The organism is Terrabacter sp. 05T424, from assembly GCF_056396225.1.
This window is the reverse complement of record NZ_JBFTLB010000002.1, coordinates 805,151-825,539: the sequence shown is the minus strand read 5'-3', so window position 1 is coordinate 825,539 and position 20,389 is coordinate 805,151. Positions and strand designations below refer to the sequence as shown.

The 20,389-nt window shown below is 68.6% G+C and carries 19 protein-coding genes and 1 pseudogene; 10 read left to right on the top strand and 10 right to left on the bottom strand.

The genetic code is table 11. The features are described 5' to 3' along the window. Window positions 1-23 precede the first annotated feature (23 nt). Both AC1DE0_RS09000 and AC1DE0_RS08995 read right to left on the bottom strand, forming a co-directional pair. Window positions 24-839: a TIM barrel protein gene (locus AC1DE0_RS09000; RefSeq protein WP_478099466.1), complete on the bottom strand. Its 816-nt coding sequence runs from the start codon at window positions 837-839 to the stop codon at window positions 24-26. Next, window positions 836-1,867, bottom strand: a complete 1,032-nt coding sequence (locus tag AC1DE0_RS08995; protein ID WP_478099464.1) for a Gfo/Idh/MocA family oxidoreductase — start codon at window positions 1,865-1,867, stop codon at window positions 836-838. Before AC1DE0_RS08995 ends, AC1DE0_RS09000 begins: the two co-directional genes overlap by 4 nt. A gap of 117 nt (window positions 1,868-1,984) precedes the next feature. Between AC1DE0_RS08995 and AC1DE0_RS08990 the strand changes: the two genes are divergently transcribed. From AC1DE0_RS08990 to AC1DE0_RS08980, 3 genes are all read left to right on the top strand, one after another. Then, window positions 1,985-3,091, top strand: coding sequence for a LacI family DNA-binding transcriptional regulator (locus tag AC1DE0_RS08990; RefSeq protein WP_478099461.1), 1,107 nt, complete (start codon window positions 1,985-1,987; stop codon window positions 3,089-3,091). Window positions 3,092-3,198: 107 nt separating this feature from the next. After that, window positions 3,199-3,909 carry an alpha/beta fold hydrolase gene (locus AC1DE0_RS08985; RefSeq protein WP_478099459.1) on the top strand — a complete coding sequence of 237 codons (711 nt, stop codon included), beginning with the start codon at window positions 3,199-3,201 and terminating at the stop codon, window positions 3,907-3,909. Between the two features lie 238 nt (window positions 3,910-4,147). After that, window positions 4,148-4,993, top strand: coding sequence for an alpha/beta fold hydrolase (locus AC1DE0_RS08980; RefSeq protein WP_478099457.1), 846 nt, complete (start codon window positions 4,148-4,150; stop codon window positions 4,991-4,993). Between the two features lie 9 nt (window positions 4,994-5,002). Here the strand turns inward: AC1DE0_RS08980 and AC1DE0_RS08975 are convergent, their stop codons facing one another. Continuing rightward, window positions 5,003-5,662, bottom strand: coding sequence for a VOC family protein (locus tag AC1DE0_RS08975; protein ID WP_478099455.1), 660 nt, complete (start codon window positions 5,660-5,662; stop codon window positions 5,003-5,005). Window positions 5,663-5,976: 314 nt separating this feature from the next. Here AC1DE0_RS08975 and AC1DE0_RS08970 point away from each other — a divergent pair, with 314 nt between their 5' ends. Then, window positions 5,977-7,347, top strand: a complete 1,371-nt coding sequence (locus AC1DE0_RS08970) for an oxidoreductase (RefSeq protein ID WP_478099452.1) — start codon at window positions 5,977-5,979, stop codon at window positions 7,345-7,347. A gap of 15 nt (window positions 7,348-7,362) precedes the next feature. On the opposite strand, the pseudogene AC1DE0_RS08965 reads toward AC1DE0_RS08970, so the two are convergent. From AC1DE0_RS08965 to AC1DE0_RS08940, 6 genes and pseudogenes are all read right to left on the bottom strand, one after another. Next, window positions 7,363-7,767: pseudogene (locus AC1DE0_RS08965) on the bottom strand (nitroreductase/quinone reductase family protein). 222 nt (window positions 7,768-7,989) lie between these two features. Then, on the bottom strand, window positions 7,990-8,268 hold the full coding sequence (locus AC1DE0_RS08960; RefSeq protein ID WP_478099450.1) for a hypothetical protein: 279 nt from the start codon (window positions 8,266-8,268) through the stop codon (window positions 7,990-7,992). Between the two features lie 396 nt (window positions 8,269-8,664). Continuing rightward, window positions 8,665-9,024 carry a hypothetical protein gene (locus AC1DE0_RS08955; RefSeq protein WP_478099448.1) on the bottom strand — a complete coding sequence of 120 codons (360 nt, stop codon included), beginning with the start codon at window positions 9,022-9,024 and terminating at the stop codon, window positions 8,665-8,667. Window positions 9,025-9,724: 700 nt separating this feature from the next. Then, window positions 9,725-10,654, bottom strand: a complete 930-nt coding sequence (locus AC1DE0_RS08950; RefSeq protein ID WP_478099445.1) for a hypothetical protein — start codon at window positions 10,652-10,654, stop codon at window positions 9,725-9,727. 292 nt (window positions 10,655-10,946) lie between these two features. Beyond that, the gene (locus AC1DE0_RS08945; RefSeq protein WP_478099442.1) at window positions 10,947-11,543 is read right to left on the bottom strand and encodes a dihydrofolate reductase family protein; all 597 of its coding nucleotides are present in this window, start codon (window positions 11,541-11,543) and stop codon (window positions 10,947-10,949) included. A gap of 246 nt (window positions 11,544-11,789) precedes the next feature. Continuing rightward, complete coding sequence (locus AC1DE0_RS08940; protein WP_478099438.1) at window positions 11,790-12,581, bottom strand: SDR family NAD(P)-dependent oxidoreductase; 792 nt, start codon at window positions 12,579-12,581, stop codon at window positions 11,790-11,792. Window positions 12,582-12,703: 122 nt separating this feature from the next. Here AC1DE0_RS08940 and AC1DE0_RS08935 point away from each other — a divergent pair, with 122 nt between their 5' ends. From AC1DE0_RS08935 to AC1DE0_RS08915, 5 genes are all read left to right on the top strand, one after another. Beyond that, window positions 12,704-13,198 carry a MarR family winged helix-turn-helix transcriptional regulator gene (locus tag AC1DE0_RS08935; RefSeq protein WP_478099436.1) on the top strand — a complete coding sequence of 165 codons (495 nt, stop codon included), beginning with the start codon at window positions 12,704-12,706 and terminating at the stop codon, window positions 13,196-13,198. Window positions 13,199-13,294: 96 nt separating this feature from the next. Beyond that, complete coding sequence (locus tag AC1DE0_RS08930) at window positions 13,295-13,963, top strand: ANTAR domain-containing protein (RefSeq protein ID WP_478099434.1); 669 nt, start codon at window positions 13,295-13,297, stop codon at window positions 13,961-13,963. A 107-nt stretch (window positions 13,964-14,070) separates the two neighbouring features. Beyond that, on the top strand, window positions 14,071-14,901 hold the full coding sequence (locus tag AC1DE0_RS08925; protein WP_478099432.1) for a phytanoyl-CoA dioxygenase family protein: 831 nt from the start codon (window positions 14,071-14,073) through the stop codon (window positions 14,899-14,901). 180 nt (window positions 14,902-15,081) lie between these two features. Further along, a complete protein-coding gene (locus tag AC1DE0_RS08920; protein ID WP_478099431.1) occupies window positions 15,082-15,285 on the top strand; it encodes a hypothetical protein in 204 nt (67 codons plus the stop codon). Window positions 15,286-15,457: 172 nt separating this feature from the next. Next, a complete protein-coding gene (locus tag AC1DE0_RS08915; RefSeq protein ID WP_478099429.1) occupies window positions 15,458-15,967 on the top strand; it encodes a hypothetical protein in 510 nt (169 codons plus the stop codon). Window positions 15,968-17,394: 1,427 nt separating this feature from the next. Here AC1DE0_RS08915 and AC1DE0_RS08910 read toward each other — a convergent pair. After that, complete coding sequence (locus tag AC1DE0_RS08910; RefSeq protein WP_478099426.1) at window positions 17,395-18,498, bottom strand: LacI family DNA-binding transcriptional regulator; 1,104 nt, start codon at window positions 18,496-18,498, stop codon at window positions 17,395-17,397. 295 nt (window positions 18,499-18,793) lie between these two features. Here AC1DE0_RS08910 and AC1DE0_RS08905 point away from each other — a divergent pair, with 295 nt between their 5' ends. Next, window positions 18,794-20,380: an ABC transporter substrate-binding protein gene (locus AC1DE0_RS08905; RefSeq protein ID WP_442277078.1), complete on the top strand. Its 1,587-nt coding sequence runs from the start codon at window positions 18,794-18,796 to the stop codon at window positions 20,378-20,380. Window positions 20,381-20,389 lie beyond the last annotated feature (9 nt).

The window sequence follows — 20,389 nt, the reverse complement described above, 5'->3', positions numbered from 1 at the left end:
TCGAACGCGGGTCCGGAAGGCGGCTACAGGGTGAAGGCGTCGCGGAAGCGCTTGAGGGCCAGCTCCGGGTCGCCAGACGCCCAGGCCTCGAGGCCGACCGTCCCGCGGTAGCCCATCTCGGCGAGGGCACGGGCCACGGCCGGGTAGGCGATCTCGCCGGTGCCGGGCTCACAGCGGCCGGGCACATCGGCGACCTGGATCTCGCCGATCCACGGCAGGGCTCGTCGGCAGAGCTCGATGAGGTTCCCCTCGCCGATCTGGGCGTGGTAGAGGTCGAGCATCATCCGCAGGTGCGGGCTGTCAACCGACTCGACGAGGGCGAGACAGTCGGCCGCGCGGGCGAACGGCACTCCGGGGTGGTCGACCTCGGTGTTGAGGTTCTCGAGGACGAACTGGACGCCGTTGCGCTTCCCCAGCTCGGCGAGACGGGCGAGCGTGTCGCGGGCGGTCAGCCACATCTGGCCGGTGACCTCGTATGCCGGCTGGACCGGGAGGCCCTGGCCGTCGAGTCCCGTCCCGTGCAGGTTGAGGCGGGGGATGCCGAGCCGCTTGGCCACCGGGACCGACTCGGCGGCGGTCGCCAGCAGCTCGTCGGCGCCATCACGGTCGGCGAGGCGGCCGCGCACGTAGCCGGTCATCGACGAGTAGACGACGCCTTCGTCACGCAGGGCCGCGAGCGCGTCGATGTCGCGCTTCGTCCAGTCCCAGATCTCGACGGCGAAGCCGAGCTCGTGGATGCGGCGCACCCGCTCGATGACGGGCAGGTCGACGAAAACCATCTCCGAGCTGACGGCGAGCGTGAACGGGGTGCCCGTCGCGGCCCCGGCTGCGGTGCTCATGCGACCACCTCGCGGTCGGCGTCGCGCACGGCAACGGTCGAACCGGTCTCGCACGCCTCGATGCAGGCCAGCGCGATCCGCAGCGCGGCGCGGGCGTCGTCACCACCGACGAGCGTGGGCCCGCCCGCGCGGACGGCGCGGCAGAACGCGGCGAGCTCGGCGGCATACGCGTCGTCCATGAGGTCGGTGTCCTGGCGCGCGGTGGGGGCGGCGACGCCGTCGCCCGTCCAGAGCGTCGTGCTCAGGTGTGCGGGGTTCCCGGCCTGGACCATGCCGGCCGAGCCGAAGACCTCGCCGCGCACGTCGTAGCCGTAGGCCGCGGAGAAACTCGCCTCGGCGACGGCGATCGCGCCGTTGTCGTAGCGGATCGTCACGACTGCGGTGTCGAGCAGGCCGCCGTCCTTGAAGTCGGGCGCGACGAGCGCGTCGGCCATGACGCTCACCTCGACGGCTCGCGCGCCCGCGTTGAACCAGTTGAGCGCGTCGAAGTCGTGGATGAGGGTCTGCGTGAAGATCGTCCACGGCGGCACTGCGCCGGGGTTGGCGAGACCGGGGTCACGGGTCAGCGAGCGGAGCAGCTGCGGCGTGCCGATGCGACCGGTCGCGACGGCGTCGTGGGCCACCGCGAAGTCGCGGGCGAAGCGACGGTTGAAGCCCACCTGCAGAGGTATGCCGGCGGCCTCCGCGGCAGCGATCGCCCGGTCGGCGTCGGCGAGGTTCATCGCCATCGGCTTCTCGACGAAGACGGCCTTGCCCGCCCGCGCGGCGGCGACGACGAGGTCGGCGTGCGCCGTGCTCGCACAGGTGATGGCGACGGCCTCGATGCGCTCGTCGTCGATGAGGGCCTGGGGATCGGTGAGCCACTCGACGCCGAGGTCCTCACCGAGCCGACGGGCGTTGGCCTCGAACGGGTCGGCGACGGCAACGAGCTCGGCCTCCGCGAGGCGACGGGAGAGGGTCGTGGCGTGGTGGGTGCCGATGCGGCCGCAGCCGATGAGTCCGATGCGGACGGGGTCCTGCGCAGTCATGGAAGCTCCTTCGGTTCGCGAGACTAGAGCGCTCTAGTAGTCAAGTGAAGAGCCTCGTCGCCCCAGTCGTCAAGAGGTCCGGCGCAGATTCTCTGGAGCGCTCTAGACTCTGGACGCATGAACCGGACCCGCGTGACCATGGAGGAGGTCGCTGCACGGGCTGGCGTCTCGCGGGCGCTCGTGTCGATCGTCTTCCGCGGCGTCGCCGGCGCCTCCGACGAGACCCGGGCGCGGGTGCTCGAGGCGGCACGCGAGCTCGACTACCGGCCCGACACCCGCGCGAGCCGGCTCGGTCGAGGCCGCACCCGGATGCTCGGCGTGACCTTCGCCGTCGGGCACGCGTTCCACGGCGAGCTGCTGGGCAGCCTGTACTCAGTGGCCGGTGCCGCGGGCTACGAGGTCGTGCTCAGCGGCGTCACGCCCGACCGTGACGACCACGCGGCGGTCGACACGCTGCTCGCGGAACGCTGCGAGGGACTCATCCTCGTCGGCAGCGGTCTCACCTCCCCTGACCTGAGACGACTCGGCACGCGACTGCCCGTCGTCAGCCTCCTTCGGCCGGTCCGCGAAGCCCCGGTGGACATCGTGCGCACCGACGACTCGCTCGGGCTGAAGCTCGCGGTGGAGCACCTGCGCGGTCTCGGGCACCAGCACATCGCGCTGCTCGACGGTGGCCGCGCACCTGGTGCAGCCGAGCGCCGGCAGGGCTACCGCCGCGGCCTCAGGGCTGCGCCCGCGCTCGGCGAGACAGTGCTCGCCGGCGGCCTCACCGAGCTCGACGGGGCGCACGCCGCGGAGGCCTTCCTGACCCTCGGCGCCGACCGGCCTACCGCCGTCGTGGCCTTCAACGACCGGTGCGCGCTCGGTTTCGTCGACGTGGTGCGGCAGGCCGGTCTGCGGGTGCCCGAGGACGTCTCGGTGGTCGGCTTCGACGACATCGAGCAGGCGGCCTACCCCCACGTGTCCCTGACGACGGTGCGGCAGGACGCAGCGCGCCTCGGGGCCGAGGCCGTGCGCGCGGTGACGGCGCGGCTCGACGTCGCGCCGGCTCATCCGGCCGATCCGGCTGGCCCGACCGACCCGACCGACCCGACCGACCCGACCGACCCGACCGACCCGACCGACCCGACCGACCCGACGGCACCGACCGGAGCCGTCATCGAGCCAGAGCTCGTCGTGCGCAGCAGCACTGCGCCCGTCGCACTGCCCGGCAGGCCGTCGTGAGCCGGCCTCAACGCGGCCACGACGTTCTCGACGGGTGGACCACCGTGGGCGGCCGGACGGTGCACTCCCTGATGGTCGGCGAAACTGCCTCTCGCAGTGGCCCGCTCGTGGTCATTGTTCCCGGGCTCGGCCTGCCCCTCTACACGCTTCCGACGGCGCGTGCGATCCTTGCGCGCGGCCTCGACTGCGTGGTGCTCGACCTGCCGGGATTCGGGTCGAGCCGGCCGTGGCCCACGCGCCCGAACATCAACGCCGTGGGGATGACCGCCGCACGCTGGGTCGAGGCCGAGGCGCCCGACCGCCCGGTGGTCGTGCTCGGCCACTCGACCGGAGCCCAGGCCGCCCTGACCGCGGGTCTGGCGCTCAGCGCTCACCGGCGCGACCTCGCCGTCGTGCTGGCCGGACCGACCTTCGCCCCACGACAGCGACGACTGCTACGGCTGGCCGCGACCGTGCCGTTCGCCTACCGCCACGACCGGCCGAACGAGATCAACCCGGCCGAGATCTACCGCGGCCGCGCCGGGATCGTCGCGATGCTCCACTCGGGGCTCCGCGACGCGGCCGAGCGTCGCATCGCGGGCCTGCCAGTGTCGGTCACACTGACGGCGGGCGCTGACGACTCGTTCGCTCCTCTCGAGTGGCTCAACGAGCTCGCCCGATCCGCCTGCAGCGCACCGCGCGTGCGCACGTCGCTCCTCGGTGGTTCGCACAACAACCTCTTCACGCATCCGGACGAGGTCGCAGACCTCGTCACCCTCGCCGCCCAGGACGCGGCGGGGTCCGCCAACGACCCAGCCGGGAGCGCGTCGAGCCGGTGAGGAGCGGTGGCCGCGCGGGCTGGGGGGCCGGGCACTCTGCACTGGTTCACCTGGTGACTCAGAGCGCGCCTGGCACGCGCAACCGCCCTGACCGCTCGGACCGCCCGACCGAGTCACCTGACGACCCAACGCAGAGGGGTCGCCCAGTCCAACCGTGCTCCCGGCCGGCGTCCGACCCGCGCGGTCGAGCCTCCCGACCGCCTGCCCCTCACCCCTCCGCCTCTGGCACGGTTGGCCCATGCCGACCTACACGTCGTACGACGGGACCGAGCTCGCCTACCGCCTCGAGGGGGAGGGCGAGCCCCTCGTCGTCTGGCCCGGCGGCCCGGCGCGTGACCCCGCCTACCTCGGCACGCACGACAGCCACGGGACGCTCGGCGGCCTCGCCGACGTGTCCGGCCGGTCGCTCGTGGTGCCGGACCCGCGCGGCACCGGCGCCTCTCCGCGCCCCGATGACCCGGCGGCATACGCGGCACCCCGCCTCGCCGACGACCTCGAGGCGCTGCGCCGGCACCTCGGGCTGGAGACGCTCGATCTGCTCGGGCACTCGGCCGGGGGCTTCGTCACCCTGCTGTATGCCGCCGCGCACCCGGAGCGCGTCCGCCGGCTCATCCTCGTCACTCCCTCCAGGGCCCTCGAGGTCTCCGACGCCGAGTGGGAGGCTCGCGTGCAGCAGCGGGCGGCGGAGCCGTGGTTCGCCGAGGCCAGCGCCGCGCTCGAAGCCGACGAGCCCACGCCCGCAACCCGGCAGGCGATGTCGCCGTTCCTCTACGGCGCCTGGACGCAGGGCGCCCGCGATCACGCCGCGTCGGACGGCGCCCAGCGGAACAGGGAGGGCACGGCGGCCTTCTGGGCCGACCTCCCCGACAACGACGAGGCCATCCGTGCACTCGGCATCCTGACGGCCCCGGTGCGAGTCGTCGTCGGCGAGCTCGACCTCGTGCCCGGTCCGGAGATGGGCGAGCGCATCGCGGCGCTCTTCCCGAACGGTCGGTGCGTCGTCCAGAGCGGAGCGGGCCACTTTCCCTGGGTGGACAACCCGGCGCTCTTCGCGGCGCTCGTCACGAAGGCACTGACTGACTGAGCGGCCGCGTCACGCGGACGGGGGCGGATCACGCCCCTGCCAGGTGCAGACACACGCCTCGTTGCCCTCGGGGTCGGCGAGGATCCAGAAGGCCGGCGCGCGCGAGTCGGAGACCAGACGGCCGCCGGCAGCGAGGGCGCGCTCGATGCGGCCCTGCGCCTCGTCGTGGGCGACCGTGACGTCGAGGTGGATCCGGTTGCGTTGTGGGCGAGGCTCATCCATCTGCTGGAACCACAGGGCAGGGCCGATGTGCCGTGGGTCGCGCAGGTCGTCGCGGCCGACGACGTCCCAACCGAGCACGGCGTCCCAGAAGGGCCGCACGGCGTCGATGTCCATGGCGTCGATGGCGATCTCGACGACGGTGAGGCTTCCCGGCTCGGACGCGAGCCCCATCTCGGCGACCACGGCGTCGAGCGCCCGGCCGAGCGAGATGTCGTCGTCGGTGACCCCGTCGCGCGGCCCGGTCGACACGGCGAGGTGCACCACGTCACCGCGCACGTCGATGTCGGGCTGGCGTCCGCGCGAGGCAGCCACGGCACCGATGCGGGCCACGAGGTCGAACGCTGCCGCGGCGTCCGGCACGCGCACGGTCAGGTGCATCCGCTGCAGCAGGAACCGCCACGTGGGCAGCGCATCGGAGGCCGCCTGGCGCGAGAGCTTCTCTGACATGTCCCGACCGTAGCCGCCACCCCCGACGCCGAGCCCGTACGCCGCACTCCTCCACCCATCGAGTGCCCAGTTCCCGACGGGCAGCCCGCGTCGGAAAGTGGGCACTGGACGCACCCCCAGTCGAGTGCTCAGCTCCCGACTCACCCTCACCATCGACTGCTCAGTCCCCGACGCGCCCCCCCACGTCGAGTGCTCAGTTCCCGACGGTCAGGGAGCCGGCGCAGTGCGAGCATGAGGACCAGGAGCTCCCCCAGCTCAAGCGCCTACGGTTCGCCGCGAACACGCTCGTCGAGGCCGAAAACTGTAATTGAGCCATGGATCTCGGGTGCTACAGCATCTCGGCGCTGCGGTCGCTCGGCCGCTTCGTCGGTGGTGAGCCTCGGCTCGTCAGCGCCCGCGGTGAGTCGCGGGCGGCCCGACCCGGGGTCGACGAGCGGCTGTTCCTCGAGGTCTACCCGAGCGGTGCAACCGGGTCGGGCGGCGGCGACATAGCCTCGGCCGAGCGCGGCATGGCGCTCACCGTGACCGGCGAGCGCGGACAGATCGTCGGGCCGCTGTTCGCCGTGCCGAGCGAGGACGACTCCCTCGTCATGCGGCTGCGGGGCGACCCCGGGGTCGTCGAGCACCTGGGGACCCGGACCAGCTACGCCTACCAGCTCGAGGCGTTCGAGAGCGCGGTGCGCAACGGGCGGGCCGTCACGACCAACGCCGACTCGGCCGTCGGCAAATGCTCAGATGGTCCGCTGCGTATGCCGCATCCGGGCTTCGCTGAGCAAATTGTCGTTGCGCTTGCAGGCGATTCGGGGTCTAGCGTCGAGAGAGTGACTGACACCTTCCAGCTGGCAGACCGCACCGTTCGACGCATCGGCTACGGCGCGATGCAGCTCCCCGGGCCCGGCGTCTTCGGGCCTCCGCGTGACCGCGATGAGGCGATGCGGGTGCTGCGTCGCGCCGTCGAGCTCGGCGTGAACCACCTCGACACGGCGCAGTACTACGGTCCCGACGTGTCGAACGAGCTGATCCGTGCGGCGCTGCATCCGTACCCCGACGACCTGGCGATCGTGTCGAAGGTCGGCGCGCTCCGTGACGAGAGGGGTGGCTGGACCTCGGCCCAGCTGCCCGCCGAGCTGCGCGCCGGCGTCGAGGCGAACCTGCGCTCGCTCGACATCGACCACCTGACCGCGGTGAACCTGCGGCTCATGGGCGAGCACGGTCCGAGCGAGGTCGCGCTGGAGGACCAGCTCGCGGAGATGGTCGCGCTGCGCGACGAGGGCAAGATCGCCGGCATCGGCATCTCGACCGTTTCGGCCACGCAGTTCGCTGCGGCTCGTGCGATCACCGAGATCGCGTGCGTGCAGAACGCGTTCAGCCTCATGGACCAGTCGGACGCCGAGGTGCTGGATGCATGCACCGCCGCGGGGATCGCGTACGTGCCCTACTTCCCGCTGGGCTCCGCCTTCCCGCAGATGCCCAAGGTCGTCGACCAGCCCGGCGTGCAGGCGGTCGCTGCCCGGCACGGGGTTCCGGCGGCTCGGGTCGGGCTGGCGTGGCTGCTCGCTCGTGCCGAGAACGTGCTGCTCATTCCCGGCACGTCGTCGGTGGCGCACCTGGAGGACAACCTGGCGGTCGCTGGGCTCCAGCTCACCGCCGGGGATCTGGCCGAGCTCGACGGGGTGGCGGCCTGATCTGGCGGCTGTGCCTCAGCGGCGGGTGAGCAGGACGACGGGGATGACCCGCTCGGTCTTCTTCTCGTAGTCAGCGAACCCGGGGTAGCGCCCCTTCTGCTCCTGCCAGATCGGCTCGCGCTCGTCAGGCGAGAGCACCCGGGCGCGGACGTCGATGGTCTCGGTCCCGATCTCTGCCGAGACGCCGGGACGGGCCCTGAGATTGTGGAACCAGGCCGGGTTCACGTCCAAGCCGGCATACGAGGCAAAGACGGCTCACCCGCCGTCGACAGCCTGGTACATCATCGGGCGCACCCGCGGCTCGCCAGATTTGGCACCGACTGTGTGCAGCAGGAGCATCGGGGCGCCCGCGAAGTGGGCACCGGCTTTGCCCTCATTCGCGCGGAACTCCGCGATGACGTTGTCGTTCCAGCCGCTCATGCCCGCACGCTACGCCGTGACACCTTGCGCGGTGCCGCGTGACTCGACCCTTCGTCTCCTCGAAAGCACACGGGTCGACCGGACGCCCATTCCGCCGCGTGACGGGCACGTAGGTTGAGCGGAAGAGCAACGTGGGGCGCCCGGTTCCACCAGGCTCTCGCATGATCGGCGGGACTGGTGGGCCCTTCTGCCGTCCGGCAGAAGGGCCCACCAGTTGGAAGATCAGTCGTTGTCGCGAGCGTGGCCGCGCGCGCCCGACTTGGCCAGGCCGCGAGCGACCATGTAGCCGATCGTCAGGAAGGTGATGTAGCGCAGCGCCTGCTCGGCACTGAACGGGTCGGCGGTGTTGTTGCCGTCGTCGCTCACAACGACCGCGGTGATCGCAACGGCAAGGACGGCCGCGACGTACGCAATCAGCTCGGTGGTCTTCCGGGCCGGGCGGGTTTCGGTCGCGTAGGTGCGAGTCGAGCGGGTGGTGTCGTCGTGCTGGTGGGTAGACAAAATAGAGTCCTCAAATATGGAGTCGGATAGGCGCTTACGCTGCCCACGATGACGACGGCCTGTGTTTAGACTCTCGGTTCGGACCTCCATGTCGAGGTCCTCGCGGCAACTGCTCTCAGAGGCAGTCGCGTCGCTACGTCTAATAAGAATGTCGATTTCGCGTCTTCCAGTCAAATCGTCGCCATCAATCTTCGCCTCGCCTTCAATGCGCCAGCACGAATAGCGCCCACCGTGAGAAACTGCCAGCCAAAACGAGTTAGTTCCATCATCCGCTGGGTAATCAATAGGCTTTCAGGTGTTCAATGGGGGCTTCCAGACGGCTCGGGGATGAACCGGACAGCCCAGCTCAGCGCTCCAGCGGTGCTTCACTCCGCCGCGTGGAGGGCTGCCTTCTGGCTACGCGCCCCCGTCGAGGGCCCCTAGCAACCCGGCGATCAAGGTGGTCTGGTCCAGGAGCTCTTCCAAGCGGTGACCGTGGTCCCCAGCGGGTTCGAGAACGCTGTGCATCCCGCTGTTTCGGAACCCCTTCATGGTGTCGATCTGTTCGTCCGTCAGCTCCGAAAGAGCCGGAGTCCGTGACCGCTCAACACGGACCAGGTCTTGAAAGTCCAGGGCGGCAACGAGATCCGAAGCCTCGTCCGTCGCTTCCTTCTTTGCGAACCGCGGCCTCACTTGGGATGCGCGATCGTTCGGCAGAAGCTCGAGGATCTCCTCTTCCCCGAGGTTGGCGCCTCTCAAGCGATCCGGGAGCGCCATCTCCAGAGCGGAGACTGCATAAACAGATGCGTCCTCCCAGCCTGCTTATTCATGTCGAAAGGGGTCACGATTCCCTCGAGCCTCCACCTCCGACTACGAGCATGAACCTGTGGCCCTGCCGAAAACGATCAAGCATTTTGAGAAGGCTGGCGTTGCCATCGATCAGCGTGCTGCCGCTGACGGACCGAACCGCCGACCTGATTGGATCGGATTCCGTGGCGCCGGATAGGTCCTGCTTCCGCAGCGTTCCGTCAGGATCCCCATGTGCTTGTCGGCTCGCCCGTCCGCACCATCAGGAAAGACGGGAGTCACGTCGTACTTGTGCTGCGCCATGTGACCAGCAACGTCGACAGCGAGACTTGGTCGAGTGAAGATCCGCGCAACCGTGAGCGGGGTTTGGATGTGGCGAACGTGAATCGCGGAGGCGATCTCTCCTATCACTGGATCGGGCACGGCCAAACGGTACCCGCGGTCGCTGCCCCCGGTAGGCAGTGCAGCTGGCCGGTCTGCTACCTACGGTCTTTCGCCCGCATCAAGTGCCCCGGGCGACAACGAGAGAGTCGCAGCCGAAGGACTCTGTTGCTCGGCCCGAAAGGGCTATGCATGTTTATCGCACTCAGAGACTCCGGCGTCCCTCGGCCTCCGCCATGTTCCGCACCGGGACCGCCCCACGCGCATTGACCGTCTCGCGCTGCCTGATTCACTTCGGCAGAAAGCCCACCTGGCAGGCGTGATTGGTTCCCCGCGCGACCGTGATCCTCGAGGCGTCGATGCAGCCGGGCTTGGGGGCGAAGCCGACGAACTTCGACCCTGCCGCAGCGGTGGCCGTCAGGCGGACGACCGTGCCGACCGCGAAGAACGCAGTGCACGCGCCGGATCCGCCGCCGTCGGCGATGAAGCAGTCGACGCCGGCGGGCTGGGAGACGACACGGCCGGCCCCGGTGCCACCAGGGAACACCGAGACACTGCCGTTCGCGAAGTGGAACGCGTCCCAAACCGTGATGATCCCGTGCCGCTCGGTGCTGAAGACGCCGCCAACCGTGCCGATGATGACGGCCGACTGCGCATTCGTCAGCTGCTGGGTCGTCACCGGGAATGTCGCTCGTGACGCGCCGACCGGCACCGTGACCGATGCGGGCACCGTTGCGGCGGCAGGGTTGTCACTGGTCAGGTCGACGACGAAGCCGCCGGTGGGCGCGGCGGCGGAGAGCGTGACCGTCCCGGTGGCCGGGTTCGGGCCGACGACGTCCGTCGGGCTAACCGTCAGGGCTGACAACGTCGGAGCGGATGACGGAGGAGGCGGGGGTGGGGACGCCTGGGTCGTGCAGCCGGACAGCGCCCTTCGCGCCGACGTCGACCCGTCGGTGACGGTCACAACACAGTCGGCCGGCTTCGCGAACGACGAACTCTCGATCCGGAACGCGCCCTTGGAGTCCGCCCGCCCGGTGAGCACTCCACCGTTCACCGTCAGCGGCGCATTGGGCAGCGACCCCGAGCCCTCAATGCGGAGCGAGGTCCCCTGAAGGTCTGCCCTGGTGATGGTGGTAGCGGCGTAGGCCGGTTGGGCGACCGTCACGGTGACGGCGACGACAAGGGCGGCCAAGGCTCCTGCACTGCGCGACGTGCTCATGCACCGTCTCCTTTTCGAGCCGGGGGCGGACACCATATCGGCGCGGCCCTTCCCCGATTGTGCGACTGACGGCCGTACGGGTCAACGGCACACTGACCCGAGCCCAGCTTCGCCGCACTTCGCGTCAGTCTTGCCTCCCTAGTAGGTCCAAAGGTGACTCCGTCGGCTTCGAGATCAGGCGCATCCTGTGCCTGGATCCTGTGCCCGCGCACCTGTGCCTCGGCATCCGGCAACGCGTCAGTCACTCCGCCGCGAACCCCCTTGGCTAGAGGCTTGCGGGGATGTCTTTGTGTCAGCGGCGGACGGGGTAACGGAGGTGGAGGACCCGGTCGCCCTGGATGACGACCGAGGGGTCATCGAGGAGGTGCTGGCCGGTGAGCCGGCCGAAGTACTTCTTGCCCTCGCCCATGACGACAGGGACGACGTCCATGGCGACTTCGTCGACCAGCCCGAGCTGCAGCGCCTGCCCGCCAACGTCGCCGGCGCAGATGGCGACAACCCGGTCGCCGGCGCGGCGCTTGGACTCCTGAACCGCCTCGGTCACGTCCGAGAAGAAGGGGACATCGGCCTCAGGGTGCCACCCTTCGGGCTTCGGCCGGTTCGACACCACGACGAGATGCTCGCCCGCCGGCGGGTCGGCGTCCCAGCCGTTGGTGAGGTCGAACAAGTGCCGGCCCATGATCGTCGCGCCGATGCTGTCCCAGAACGCGCGGGTGTACCTCGCCGAGGCGGCGGTCACCCGGAATCGGGCGTGCTGCCCTTCACCGGCCTCGTCGGTGAGCGGCTGATCACCGTTGAAGTACCAGTCGAAGAGCGGACCCGGGTCGTCGTCCTGGCCGGCGATGAAGCCGTCAACCGACACCACTGCGTGCAGAACCACTGTTGCCATCCCTCGAGACTGGCAGACACCGGATCGCCAAGGCGGTCTCTCATCCACAGCAGCTGGGGTACGGACCCACGAGCGTCTTTGCGCCGCGAGGTACCTAGCCCGCCTTCGTGACGCGCCCGGCCTTTGTTGGCGAACGGTCGACCGCCCAGTTGGAGGCGAACTGCGAGATGGGTCCGGACTCGACGCGTCGCTGGCAGGTGCCGAGGCTACGAGCTAGGCCGCGGGCGCGGATCGGAGAGCACTCCATCAAAGGATGGTTGTCAGCACTCCGCCGTCCGCGCGCACGGCAGTACCGTTCGTTGCGGAAGCGAGCGGGCTGGCTAGGTACAGAGCAAGATTGGCAATCTCTGCCGGGTCGATGAAGCGCTGCAGCAGCGACGTCTGGTTGCCGGTGACGATGGCGCTCTTGAGGTCATCGACAGGGATGCCCTGTGCCTGCGAGATCTGGCTGACCGCGTCAGCAACGCCATCCGAGTAGGTGGGTCCGGCGAGGATGGTGTTCACCGTTACCTCTGTGCCGCGCGTGCGCTTGGCGAGGCTGTTGCCGAGAGCCAGCATTGCCGCCTTGGTCATCCCGTAGTGCGCCATGTCAGCAGGAACGTTCACCCCGGACTCGCTGCTGATGAAGATGATCCTCCCCCAGCCCTTGGCGAGCATCGCGTCGAGGACGTGCCGAGAGAGCCGCACTCCGCTCATGATGCTGACCTCGAAGTAGCGCTGCCAGTCCGCGTCGGTGATCGCCTCGAACGGCTTGACCTCGAACACCCCCACGTTGTTCACGAGAACATCGAGGTCCCCCAGCGCGCCAAGCATGCGCTGAACCTGGGTCGCGTCCTCGAAGTCCGCGGTCAATGAACTCACGTCGGCTCCCGGCACCAGCTCACGCAGGCGATCGACCGCGGCGCCGGTGCGGCCCCGGTCCCGGCCGTTGATGATGACCGAGGCCCCTTCGGCGAGCATGGCCTTCGCGATCGCGAACCCGATGCCCCGCGTCGAACCGCTCACGAAGGCGCGATTGCCCTGTAGCTGCATGTCCATACGTCTGTGCCTGTTCCCGGTTGTCTGATGACTTGCTTGGTCAAGTCAATCGAAGCGGCTATCACTTGCTCAGTCAAGTCATCTTGCGGTGGTTCACCTGCCACTTGCCCTACGCTGCTGGCATGTCAGACGCCGGCCGTCGCGCATCGCTCGAGGGCGAGGACCTGGAGACCTGGGCCGCGCTCGCCACCGTGCTCGAATGGCTACCACCCGCGTTGGACAGCCAGCTGCAGCGAGACGTGGGACTCACACACTTCGAGTACGGCATCCTCTATGCGCTGGCCAACGCGCCAGACCGCCGGCTGCGCATGAGCGTGCTCGCCGGCTACGCCAACAGCTCGCTGTCGCGTCTGTCCCGTGCAGCCACCCGCCTGGAGACCAAGGGACTGCTGCAGCGCACGCCGGACCCGAGCGACGGGCGCTACACCCTCGGCATCCTGACCGACGCCGGACATCGCACGTTCGAGGCGGCGACCCCCGGTCACGTGGAGACGGTCCACCAGTTCGTCCTCGACCGGCTGACACAGCCGCAACGACGGCAGCTCCGCGAAATCACCCGACGCATCATGCGAGCGATCAGGACCGACCAAGGCTGGCAACCGCCCGAGACCGGGTAGCCCGACCACCCGTCAACGCTCGCCCCCGCGGGGTGGCCCACGGCCATAATCCTGAGCACGAGCGATCAGCAGCCCGAGGGTGACTGGCAGCACAAGATGGACGATCTGCGTGAAGCCGTCGACACCAACCGCGCCGCCATCGAGTCGCTGCAACACGAAGCAGCAGAAGCCCACGACCGTGCGGACGCGGGCGAGGCTCGCGCCGACCAGGCGAGCCTTCGCGCAGAGCTGCCGAGAAGACGCGAGCAGACGCGAACCACGAACGGATCGGGCGACTGGAGGAGCGCGCCGATCGACGCCAAACTGCTCGCCGAACGGCAGGCCGAAGGCATCGTGAGCGTCCAGCACGCGGCCCACCTGGAAGGAGCGTTGATCGCGTCCCGGCAGATCGCCGCTGCCATCGGCATCATCATGGCGCTCCGGCAAGTCAACGCGACGGACGCCTTCTCAAGGGTGGTGAACGCGAGCCAGAACAGCAACCGCAAACTTCGCGTCCTAACGGCCGAGATCGTTGACACCGGCGACGTGAGCCAACTGCCCACGGCTAAAGGGTTTCGATCGAGCTGCCGGCCCGGCCACGCGGACACAAGTCTCGACCTACACATGCCGTCCACGTCGCTTGCAAGGGCTAGGTTTGCCTTGAGGGAACGGGCGCGCCTATGCCTGCCGCACTTAATGCGTCACGCCGCCGCCTGTCGGTCAGGCGGCCCCGGTCCGTCACGGGACCAGGGCTGCAACACGGTTCACGGGTGCTCGCGCAGGTGACTCACCGATGCCCGATCGGCTCGGAGTCCCGCCGGGCTGACCAGTGTCCCGCTTGGTGGGTGCTCCTCCGCCGTCGCAGAGCCCATCTAGCGGGGTAGCGTCGCTCTATGAGCCTGGGCACGACCCACCAAGGGGAGTTCGACGTCGAGGAGATCCGGCGCGGGCTGGAAACCGACGGCATCATCGCCTGCAAGGGCGCCTTTTCCCGCGAATGGGTGCAGCAGCTGCGGGAGGACATTGATGCGGCATTCCAGGAGGCCCGCTCGAGGGCGGGAGGAGCCGTGGGGCGTGGGCCCAACCGTTGGTACGTGGAGATCCACCCCGAAGATGTGCGCGGCTTCGTGGACCTGGTCGAGCATCCCTGGGTCCGGACCGTCTGCGAGACGATGCTCGGACCGGACTACCAGATAGTGGAGGTGGGGTTCGACACGCCATTTCCCGCTGCGAAGGTGCAGCCGTGGCACCGCGACTTTCCCAGCCCGCCGGAGACAAAGAACGATCACCGTCTGACATCGCTGGCCTTCAATATGACCACGGTGGATACCACCGACGAGATGGGTCCCTTCGAGATCGCGCCAGGCACACAGTGGGATCCGGGCGACGACTTCGACCACGAACAGTTCCCGCCGAAGTCGGCATACCCGCGCTACGAGGCACTGGCTGAACGGAAGTACCCGCAGATGGGTGACATCTCTGCCCGATCCGCCCTCACTATTCATCGGGGCACGCCGAACCAGTCAGAGTTGCCGCGACCGGTATTGGTCCTCGGTGTCGACGCACCCGGGGCCGGGAACGACGCCCGCCACGACCTCGCGGTGACACGTAGGTTCTGGGAGCGGCTGCCCGAGCCGGTCCGCTCACACCTGTCCTGCCCGATAGTCACCGAGCTGCACCCCATAGTCCAGAAACACGACATCGAGGGCTTGGTCATGGGCTGACCCCCGGCGACGCGGAAAGTGAAGCGGATCGGGCCTGCCCTTCACTGAGCGTTATGCCGCCCCCGGACAAGTCGATTGAGATGTGTCCTATCGTCGCGAGGCGGACCTATATAGGGGTCGTTGTTTACCGGAATTGCCGAATAGCGGACGTTCCAGTGGCCGTGTCGTAGTCTCACCCTCGTGCCCAAAGCCAAGTTGATCCTGCTGACGCTCGCGACGCTCGGCTTCAGTGTGTGGTTCGTGTACGCCGTCATCGCCGGCGTTCTTGGCGGCTCTGAAGGACGCGCTGGTGCCGCCGTTGCCGCTGCCATGACTCTGGCAATCGCGGGCTGGTCTGCCACCTCCTTGGTCCGCCTCACACGTGATCGAGCCCTCAGCGATTGACCTCATCTGCCGCGGTGCGGGGAAGCGCTTCGCGGAAGGTGCACCTCCTTCGGCAACGTTGCATGGACGCGCCGCCCGAGGGTTGAGCCGATGTCCCGCTCGAGGCCCGCGCGCGTCGTACGGTGTGACGGCTCAGCCGCGGTGCGGCCTGTCGACGAAGGGGTTGGATCGGGTGACGACGTACGTGCGGGTGGACGAGAACATCTACGGGCGCATGGGCCTGAAGTTCGTGCTGACACCCGATGGCCAGTCGCTCCAGCTGCTGCCGGGGCAGCTCGCGGACCCGGGCTCCGACGTCGTCAGCCACGTCGGGGAAGCCCGGTTCCACGTTCGTATCAGCACCCCCGTCGCTACGGACGCTGATGTCCCGGACGCGCTCGGCCTGGCTCTGCGCCGGGTGGCCGACCGCCTGTTCGGCATCCTGCCGGACGGGACGGAAGACCCCGACGCGAGCGGGATCGTCGAGGGCGTCCTGGGACCCGCGGTCCACGACGGCGGGCTGGTCCTGACCCTCGACACCGAGAGCTTCGGCTTCAACCCGCCCATGGTCGAGACGATGACCCGCATCTTCGTCGAGGAGCTCGAGCCGCTGGCGATCCCCGTGGAGCTCACTGCCGCCTCCTGGGCCACCGACGAGGTACCGCCGGCCTGGCGCAGCAGCGCCGAGCGGCTTCAGGGCTAGCACCGCCGTCCGCTCATCGCTGTGAGACGTTTACCGCTCATGCCGCGCGACTTGTGCGTCAATCCGACGGCGGACACGGAAGGCGGCAGCCGGGGTCAGCCGACTCTCGCTGATCGTGCTCGAACTCGTAGGCGCATTCGCCGCACATGCCGTGCCGGTCATTGCCCGTGCCGGGGTGCTCTTCCCAAGGGTGGCGGCAACTGGGACAGTCGCCCAACTCGCTCAAGCGTCGAGCTTGATCGCGTCGTCTCGTGCCCCGCTCGATGAAGCCACTCATTGGGTGAGCATGCCTCACGTCGGTCGCGCGACCATGCCGCTCCCCAAGCAGGTCATGCCGAGTAGCGGACATCCGACGAGCGCCTGACAGGCCACTGTTGCACCCGCGAAAGACAGAGTCGGCGCCTCGTGTGCGGGCTGGACGATCGGCGCGCGAGGTCTCTCGACCTGACGGCACGAACCTCCGGCCAGACCTGCGATTATCAAGCTTGATCCGATACGCCGTCGGCCGGTCGAAGGAGGCTCAGCTAATGCACCCATCGCGGATGCATTCCGAGTTGCGACGTGCGAGGGCCCACCGCAAGGCGTGGGGAGACCGCCCGGTCCGCGCTACTGAAGGCCCGACGTCAAACGGTCAGTCAAGCCCGCCCTACCAAGCCATCCCCCGCTCCGCGAGGACGTCCTGATGTCGGCCGACTGCGACCTGCCGGTGAAGGACACGGCGTGCGGCGTCATAGCGATCGGAAGGTGTTCGACGTGCGAACGCGCGTTCTGCTCGAGTCACCGGGCGCTTGCCACCTCAACCGTGCGGGTCATCGACCAGTGCATCACGTGCCAATCTCGAGATGCTGTGTCCAACCATCCAAGCGTGGAGAGCTTGAAGGAGCGCGCGGCGGCAGAGCGTGACATCGAGAAAGCCCGAGCAGTCCTGAAGGCGATGGGATCACCCGGCCTCGTCCCACGTCGGCGAAGCGGGGGTCGGAAGCGGACCCTATTCGGCTCTCGACCGGTCGTCCATGATGTCGACCCCGCGTGGCCAGTCGGGCTCATCACCGTGGACGTCTCGAAGAGTTTTAGCCACGGCTCGACGTTGGCGCCGCCGAATGCGGTCTCACACTCGAGGGGCAGCTGGTGCTCATGGATCCCGACGCGGAAGGGGCTCCCCGGCAGATCTCGCTGTGGCCTTCGGATCTGCCCATGAAGGAACTCCGGCGAGTGGCTGAGGCCCTTCGACGGATTGCCGGTCAGAGTCCGGACTAAAGAGGCACGGCTGAGATCATCAGTGCTGTCCCGCAGTTCAGACAGGTACTTATCCAGGCACAACTGCCGCATCATCGGCGGAGCCCGATTCACCACCGCGCTCTTCTGCCGCGTTGGGCGCGGTCCTGCAGAGGAAGTCGTATCGGGACGTCCCTTGCGCGGTCAGTGCCTCAGGATGGGTGAGGCGTGCTGATGGAGTTGCCCTTGTGAAGGGTCATGCGGATGGCGTGTTTGCCGGTGCGCGGCTTCTCGGACATCAGCAGGTCGACGGCTAGAGCGCCCATTTCCTCGTGGGGTAGGGCGATGGAGTTGAGTGATGGCTGGAGCCAGCCGGCAAGGTCTGAGTGGTCGAACGACACGATAGACACGTCTTCTGGGATGGGCAGTCCTGCAGCGGCGAGGGCCTGGTAAGCGCCGAAGGCGAGGCGGTCGTTGGCACAGATGAGCGCTGTGGGCCTCGTACCGTGGGCGAGCAGGTTGGCTACCGCCTCGCGCCCGTTACGCGGTTCCCAGTTGTCGGTCTCGCTGATGCCGGCAAGCCGCAGGTTGGCGTGGGCCAGTTCTTCTTTCACCCCGGCGAGTCGGTCGAGAACGGCGGTGCCCACGCGTCCACCCCATTCGGGGCCTCCCCGGAAGTCCGATGTTGGTCCGCCGATGTAGTGAATGCGGTCGCGGTGGCCATGGCGCAACAGCGCCTGGGCCGCTGTCCGCCCGGCCCCCACCTCGTCCGGGATGACCATGGGGACGCGATCGTCGGATGCGCAGCAGTTCAGCAGCACAAGCGGGACTCCCCGGAGTACGTCGGGGATGGTCACGTTCTGAGTGAACATGGACGCGTAGACGAACCCGTCAACCCGGCGGTCGAGGAGGTTGTGCAGCAGGCGCTCCTCGGTGTCCTTCTCGCCGAGCGTCTCGGCGATGAACATCACCGTGTCGTGCTTGCGGGCCTGGTCGAGGGCCGCGCCGATGATGCGGTTGGCGTAGGGGGTGCTGGCCACGAACTCGGACACGAGCGCGATGGTGCCGGACTGCCCGGTGCGCAGGATCTGGGAGGTCACGTCCGGGCGGTAGCCCAGGGTTGCGGCGGCCGAGCGCACCCGTGCCTGTGTCTCCTCGGAGATGCGCTGATCGGTGCGCCCGGTCATGACGAAGGACGCCGCAGAACGCGACACGCCAGCGGCCTCGGCGACCTGCGCCAGGGTGACCCGACGGGACCCGGCGCCGGCCTGGCCGCGGCTTGGTCTGGTGGACTTCCTCTTCGACTTCGCGGACATGGCCGGCCTCTTCTCGGGACCAGGCGCTGCTTCGGGAAGGGCCTTCCCTATGCGGTCACGCTGCGAGTGGTCGGGGTCATCAGGAGAGGAGTCGGCTGAGTGGCTCTGCGCGGTCACGTGGCTCGTCCTTTCGCTCCGGGTGGCTGCCCTCCCACCCTAGTGGAGGCGTGGCGCCTGTGCTAGACCGGGTTAGTCCCAGTGCTATATCGGGTTAGCCCTTGACAGTTCCCAACTGACGCGCCTAACCTCTGGACAGTCGCTAAACGCAGTTAGCACTGAGCCAACGGAGTCTTAGATGTCCTCGAACCCTGCTTTCCGACCCAGCCGCCGCGCCCTGACCCGAGCCGCTGTCGTCGCTGCCGTCCTGCCGGTAGTGGCGCTCTCGGCGTGCTCCCGCGCCGGGACGAACACCGCAAGTGCCTCCGCTGCCCCCAGCGAGCTGACGTTCGGCACCCAGGCCGGCCCGCCCTCGCTGAACCCCGCCGTGGGCGACCCGGCCTACGGCGCGACCTACCAGTGGGCCTACGACCCGCTGGTCGTCATGCAGCCGGACGGCACCTTCGCGCCGGGGCTCGCCGTCAAGTTCGGCTACGTCGCAGGCAGCAGCAACAAGGTCTACGAGCTGACGCTGCGAAACGGGGTGAAGTTCAGCGACGGGGAAACCCTGGACGCCAAGGCCGTCAAGACCTACCTCGACTACCTGCGGGCACAGAAGACCGGCTCGCTGGCCCCACTGCTCGCCAACGTCACCACCATCGACGCCACCGGTCCGATGACCGTCCGGATCACGCTCAAGAGCAGCGACCCCAGCCTGACGTTCAACTTCGCCCAGGCCTTCGGGCTCGGCAACATCGCCAGCCCCAAAGCGGTGGCCAACCCCAGCACTCTGGACAAGAGCACGGCCGGGGCCGGCCCGTACATGCTCGACGCCGCCCAGACCGTCAGCGGCGACCACTACACGTTCGTGCCCAACCCGAACTACTGGAACAAGGACCGGCAGCACTGGAAGAAGGTGACGCTGCGGGTCATCGCCAACCCGTCCTCGATGATCCAGTCGATGCGCTCGGGTCAGGTCCAGGCCGCGCTCGGTGACCCGACCACGCTCTCAGCCGCCAAGAGCGCCGGGCTCAACGTCATCGCCCCGCCGCAGGCCATGTCCGGGCTCAACCTGCTCGATCGCAGTGGCACCATCAGCAAGCCAGTTGGCGATGTGCGGGTCCGGCAGGCGCTGAACTACGCCGTCGACCGCAAGGCCATCGCGAAGGCGCTCTACGGCGACGAGGCCCTCGCGTTGAGCCAGTACTCGCTCACCGGGCAAGCCGCGTACGACACCGCGCTGAACGAGCGCTACCCCTACGACGTTGCCAAGGCAAAGCAGCTTCTCGCCGAGGCCGGGTACCCGAACGGGATCACACTCGAGTCGATCGACACGACGGTGGCCGGTCTGAACAAGCTGATGCAGGCGATCTCCGGACAGCTGTCCGCTGCCGGGGTGACGCTGAAGATCACGACGAAACCGGGCGTCAATGACTACGTCATCGGGATGCTGTCGACCAAGTACCCCACCGCGGTCATGGGTTACGGCCTGGCGAACATGGCAAGCCTGTACGCCGGGTTCATCAACCCCGCCGGGCCCTTCAACCCCTTCCACTACAAGGACGCCGAGCTCGACAAGCTGTACGCCCAGTACTACGCAGCCAACGAGGAGCAGGGCGCGGCGCTGCAGAAGCAGATCAACGCCCGCCTGGTCGAGCAGGCCTGGTCGGTCCCTGTGGTCGGGGCACCGCTGAGCTACTACACGACCAAGGGCATCACCGGCCTCGACGCCACCTCTGGGAACTCGGGCGTGCCATGGCTGACCGAGATCAGGCCGGCCGGCTGAGCGCGGACC

Coding starts and splice junctions, on each gene's coding strand:
- AC1DE0_RS09000 (WP_478099466.1), bottom strand. CDS start 839: ATGAGCACCGCAGCCGGGGCCGCGACGGGCACCCCGTTCACGCTCGCC.
- AC1DE0_RS08995 (WP_478099464.1), bottom strand. CDS start 1,867: ATGACTGCGCAGGACCCCGTCCGCATCGGACTCATCGGCTGCGGCCGC.
- AC1DE0_RS08990 (WP_478099461.1), top strand. CDS start 1,985: ATGAACCGGACCCGCGTGACCATGGAGGAGGTCGCTGCACGGGCTGGC.
- AC1DE0_RS08980 (WP_478099457.1), top strand. CDS start 4,148: ATGCCGACCTACACGTCGTACGACGGGACCGAGCTCGCCTACCGCCTC.
- AC1DE0_RS08975 (WP_478099455.1), bottom strand. CDS start 5,662: ATGTCAGAGAAGCTCTCGCGCCAGGCGGCCTCCGATGCGCTGCCCACG.
- AC1DE0_RS08970 (WP_478099452.1), top strand. CDS start 5,977: ATGGATCTCGGGTGCTACAGCATCTCGGCGCTGCGGTCGCTCGGCCGC.
- AC1DE0_RS08955 (WP_478099448.1), bottom strand. CDS start 9,024: ATGGCGCTCCCGGATCGCTTGAGAGGCGCCAACCTCGGGGAAGAGGAG.
- AC1DE0_RS08950 (WP_478099445.1), bottom strand. CDS start 10,654: ATGAGCACGTCGCGCAGTGCAGGAGCCTTGGCCGCCCTTGTCGTCGCC.
- AC1DE0_RS08945 (WP_478099442.1), bottom strand. CDS start 11,543: ATGGCAACAGTGGTTCTGCACGCAGTGGTGTCGGTTGACGGCTTCATC.
- AC1DE0_RS08940 (WP_478099438.1), bottom strand. CDS start 12,581: ATGGACATGCAGCTACAGGGCAATCGCGCCTTCGTGAGCGGTTCGACG.
- AC1DE0_RS08935 (WP_478099436.1), top strand. CDS start 12,704: ATGTCAGACGCCGGCCGTCGCGCATCGCTCGAGGGCGAGGACCTGGAG.
- AC1DE0_RS08930 (WP_478099434.1), top strand. CDS start 13,295: ATGGACGATCTGCGTGAAGCCGTCGACACCAACCGCGCCGCCATCGAG.
- AC1DE0_RS08925 (WP_478099432.1), top strand. CDS start 14,071: ATGAGCCTGGGCACGACCCACCAAGGGGAGTTCGACGTCGAGGAGATC.
- AC1DE0_RS08910 (WP_478099426.1), bottom strand. CDS start 18,498: ATGTCCGCGAAGTCGAAGAGGAAGTCCACCAGACCAAGCCGCGGCCAG.
- AC1DE0_RS08905 (WP_442277078.1), top strand. CDS start 18,794: ATGTCCTCGAACCCTGCTTTCCGACCCAGCCGCCGCGCCCTGACCCGA.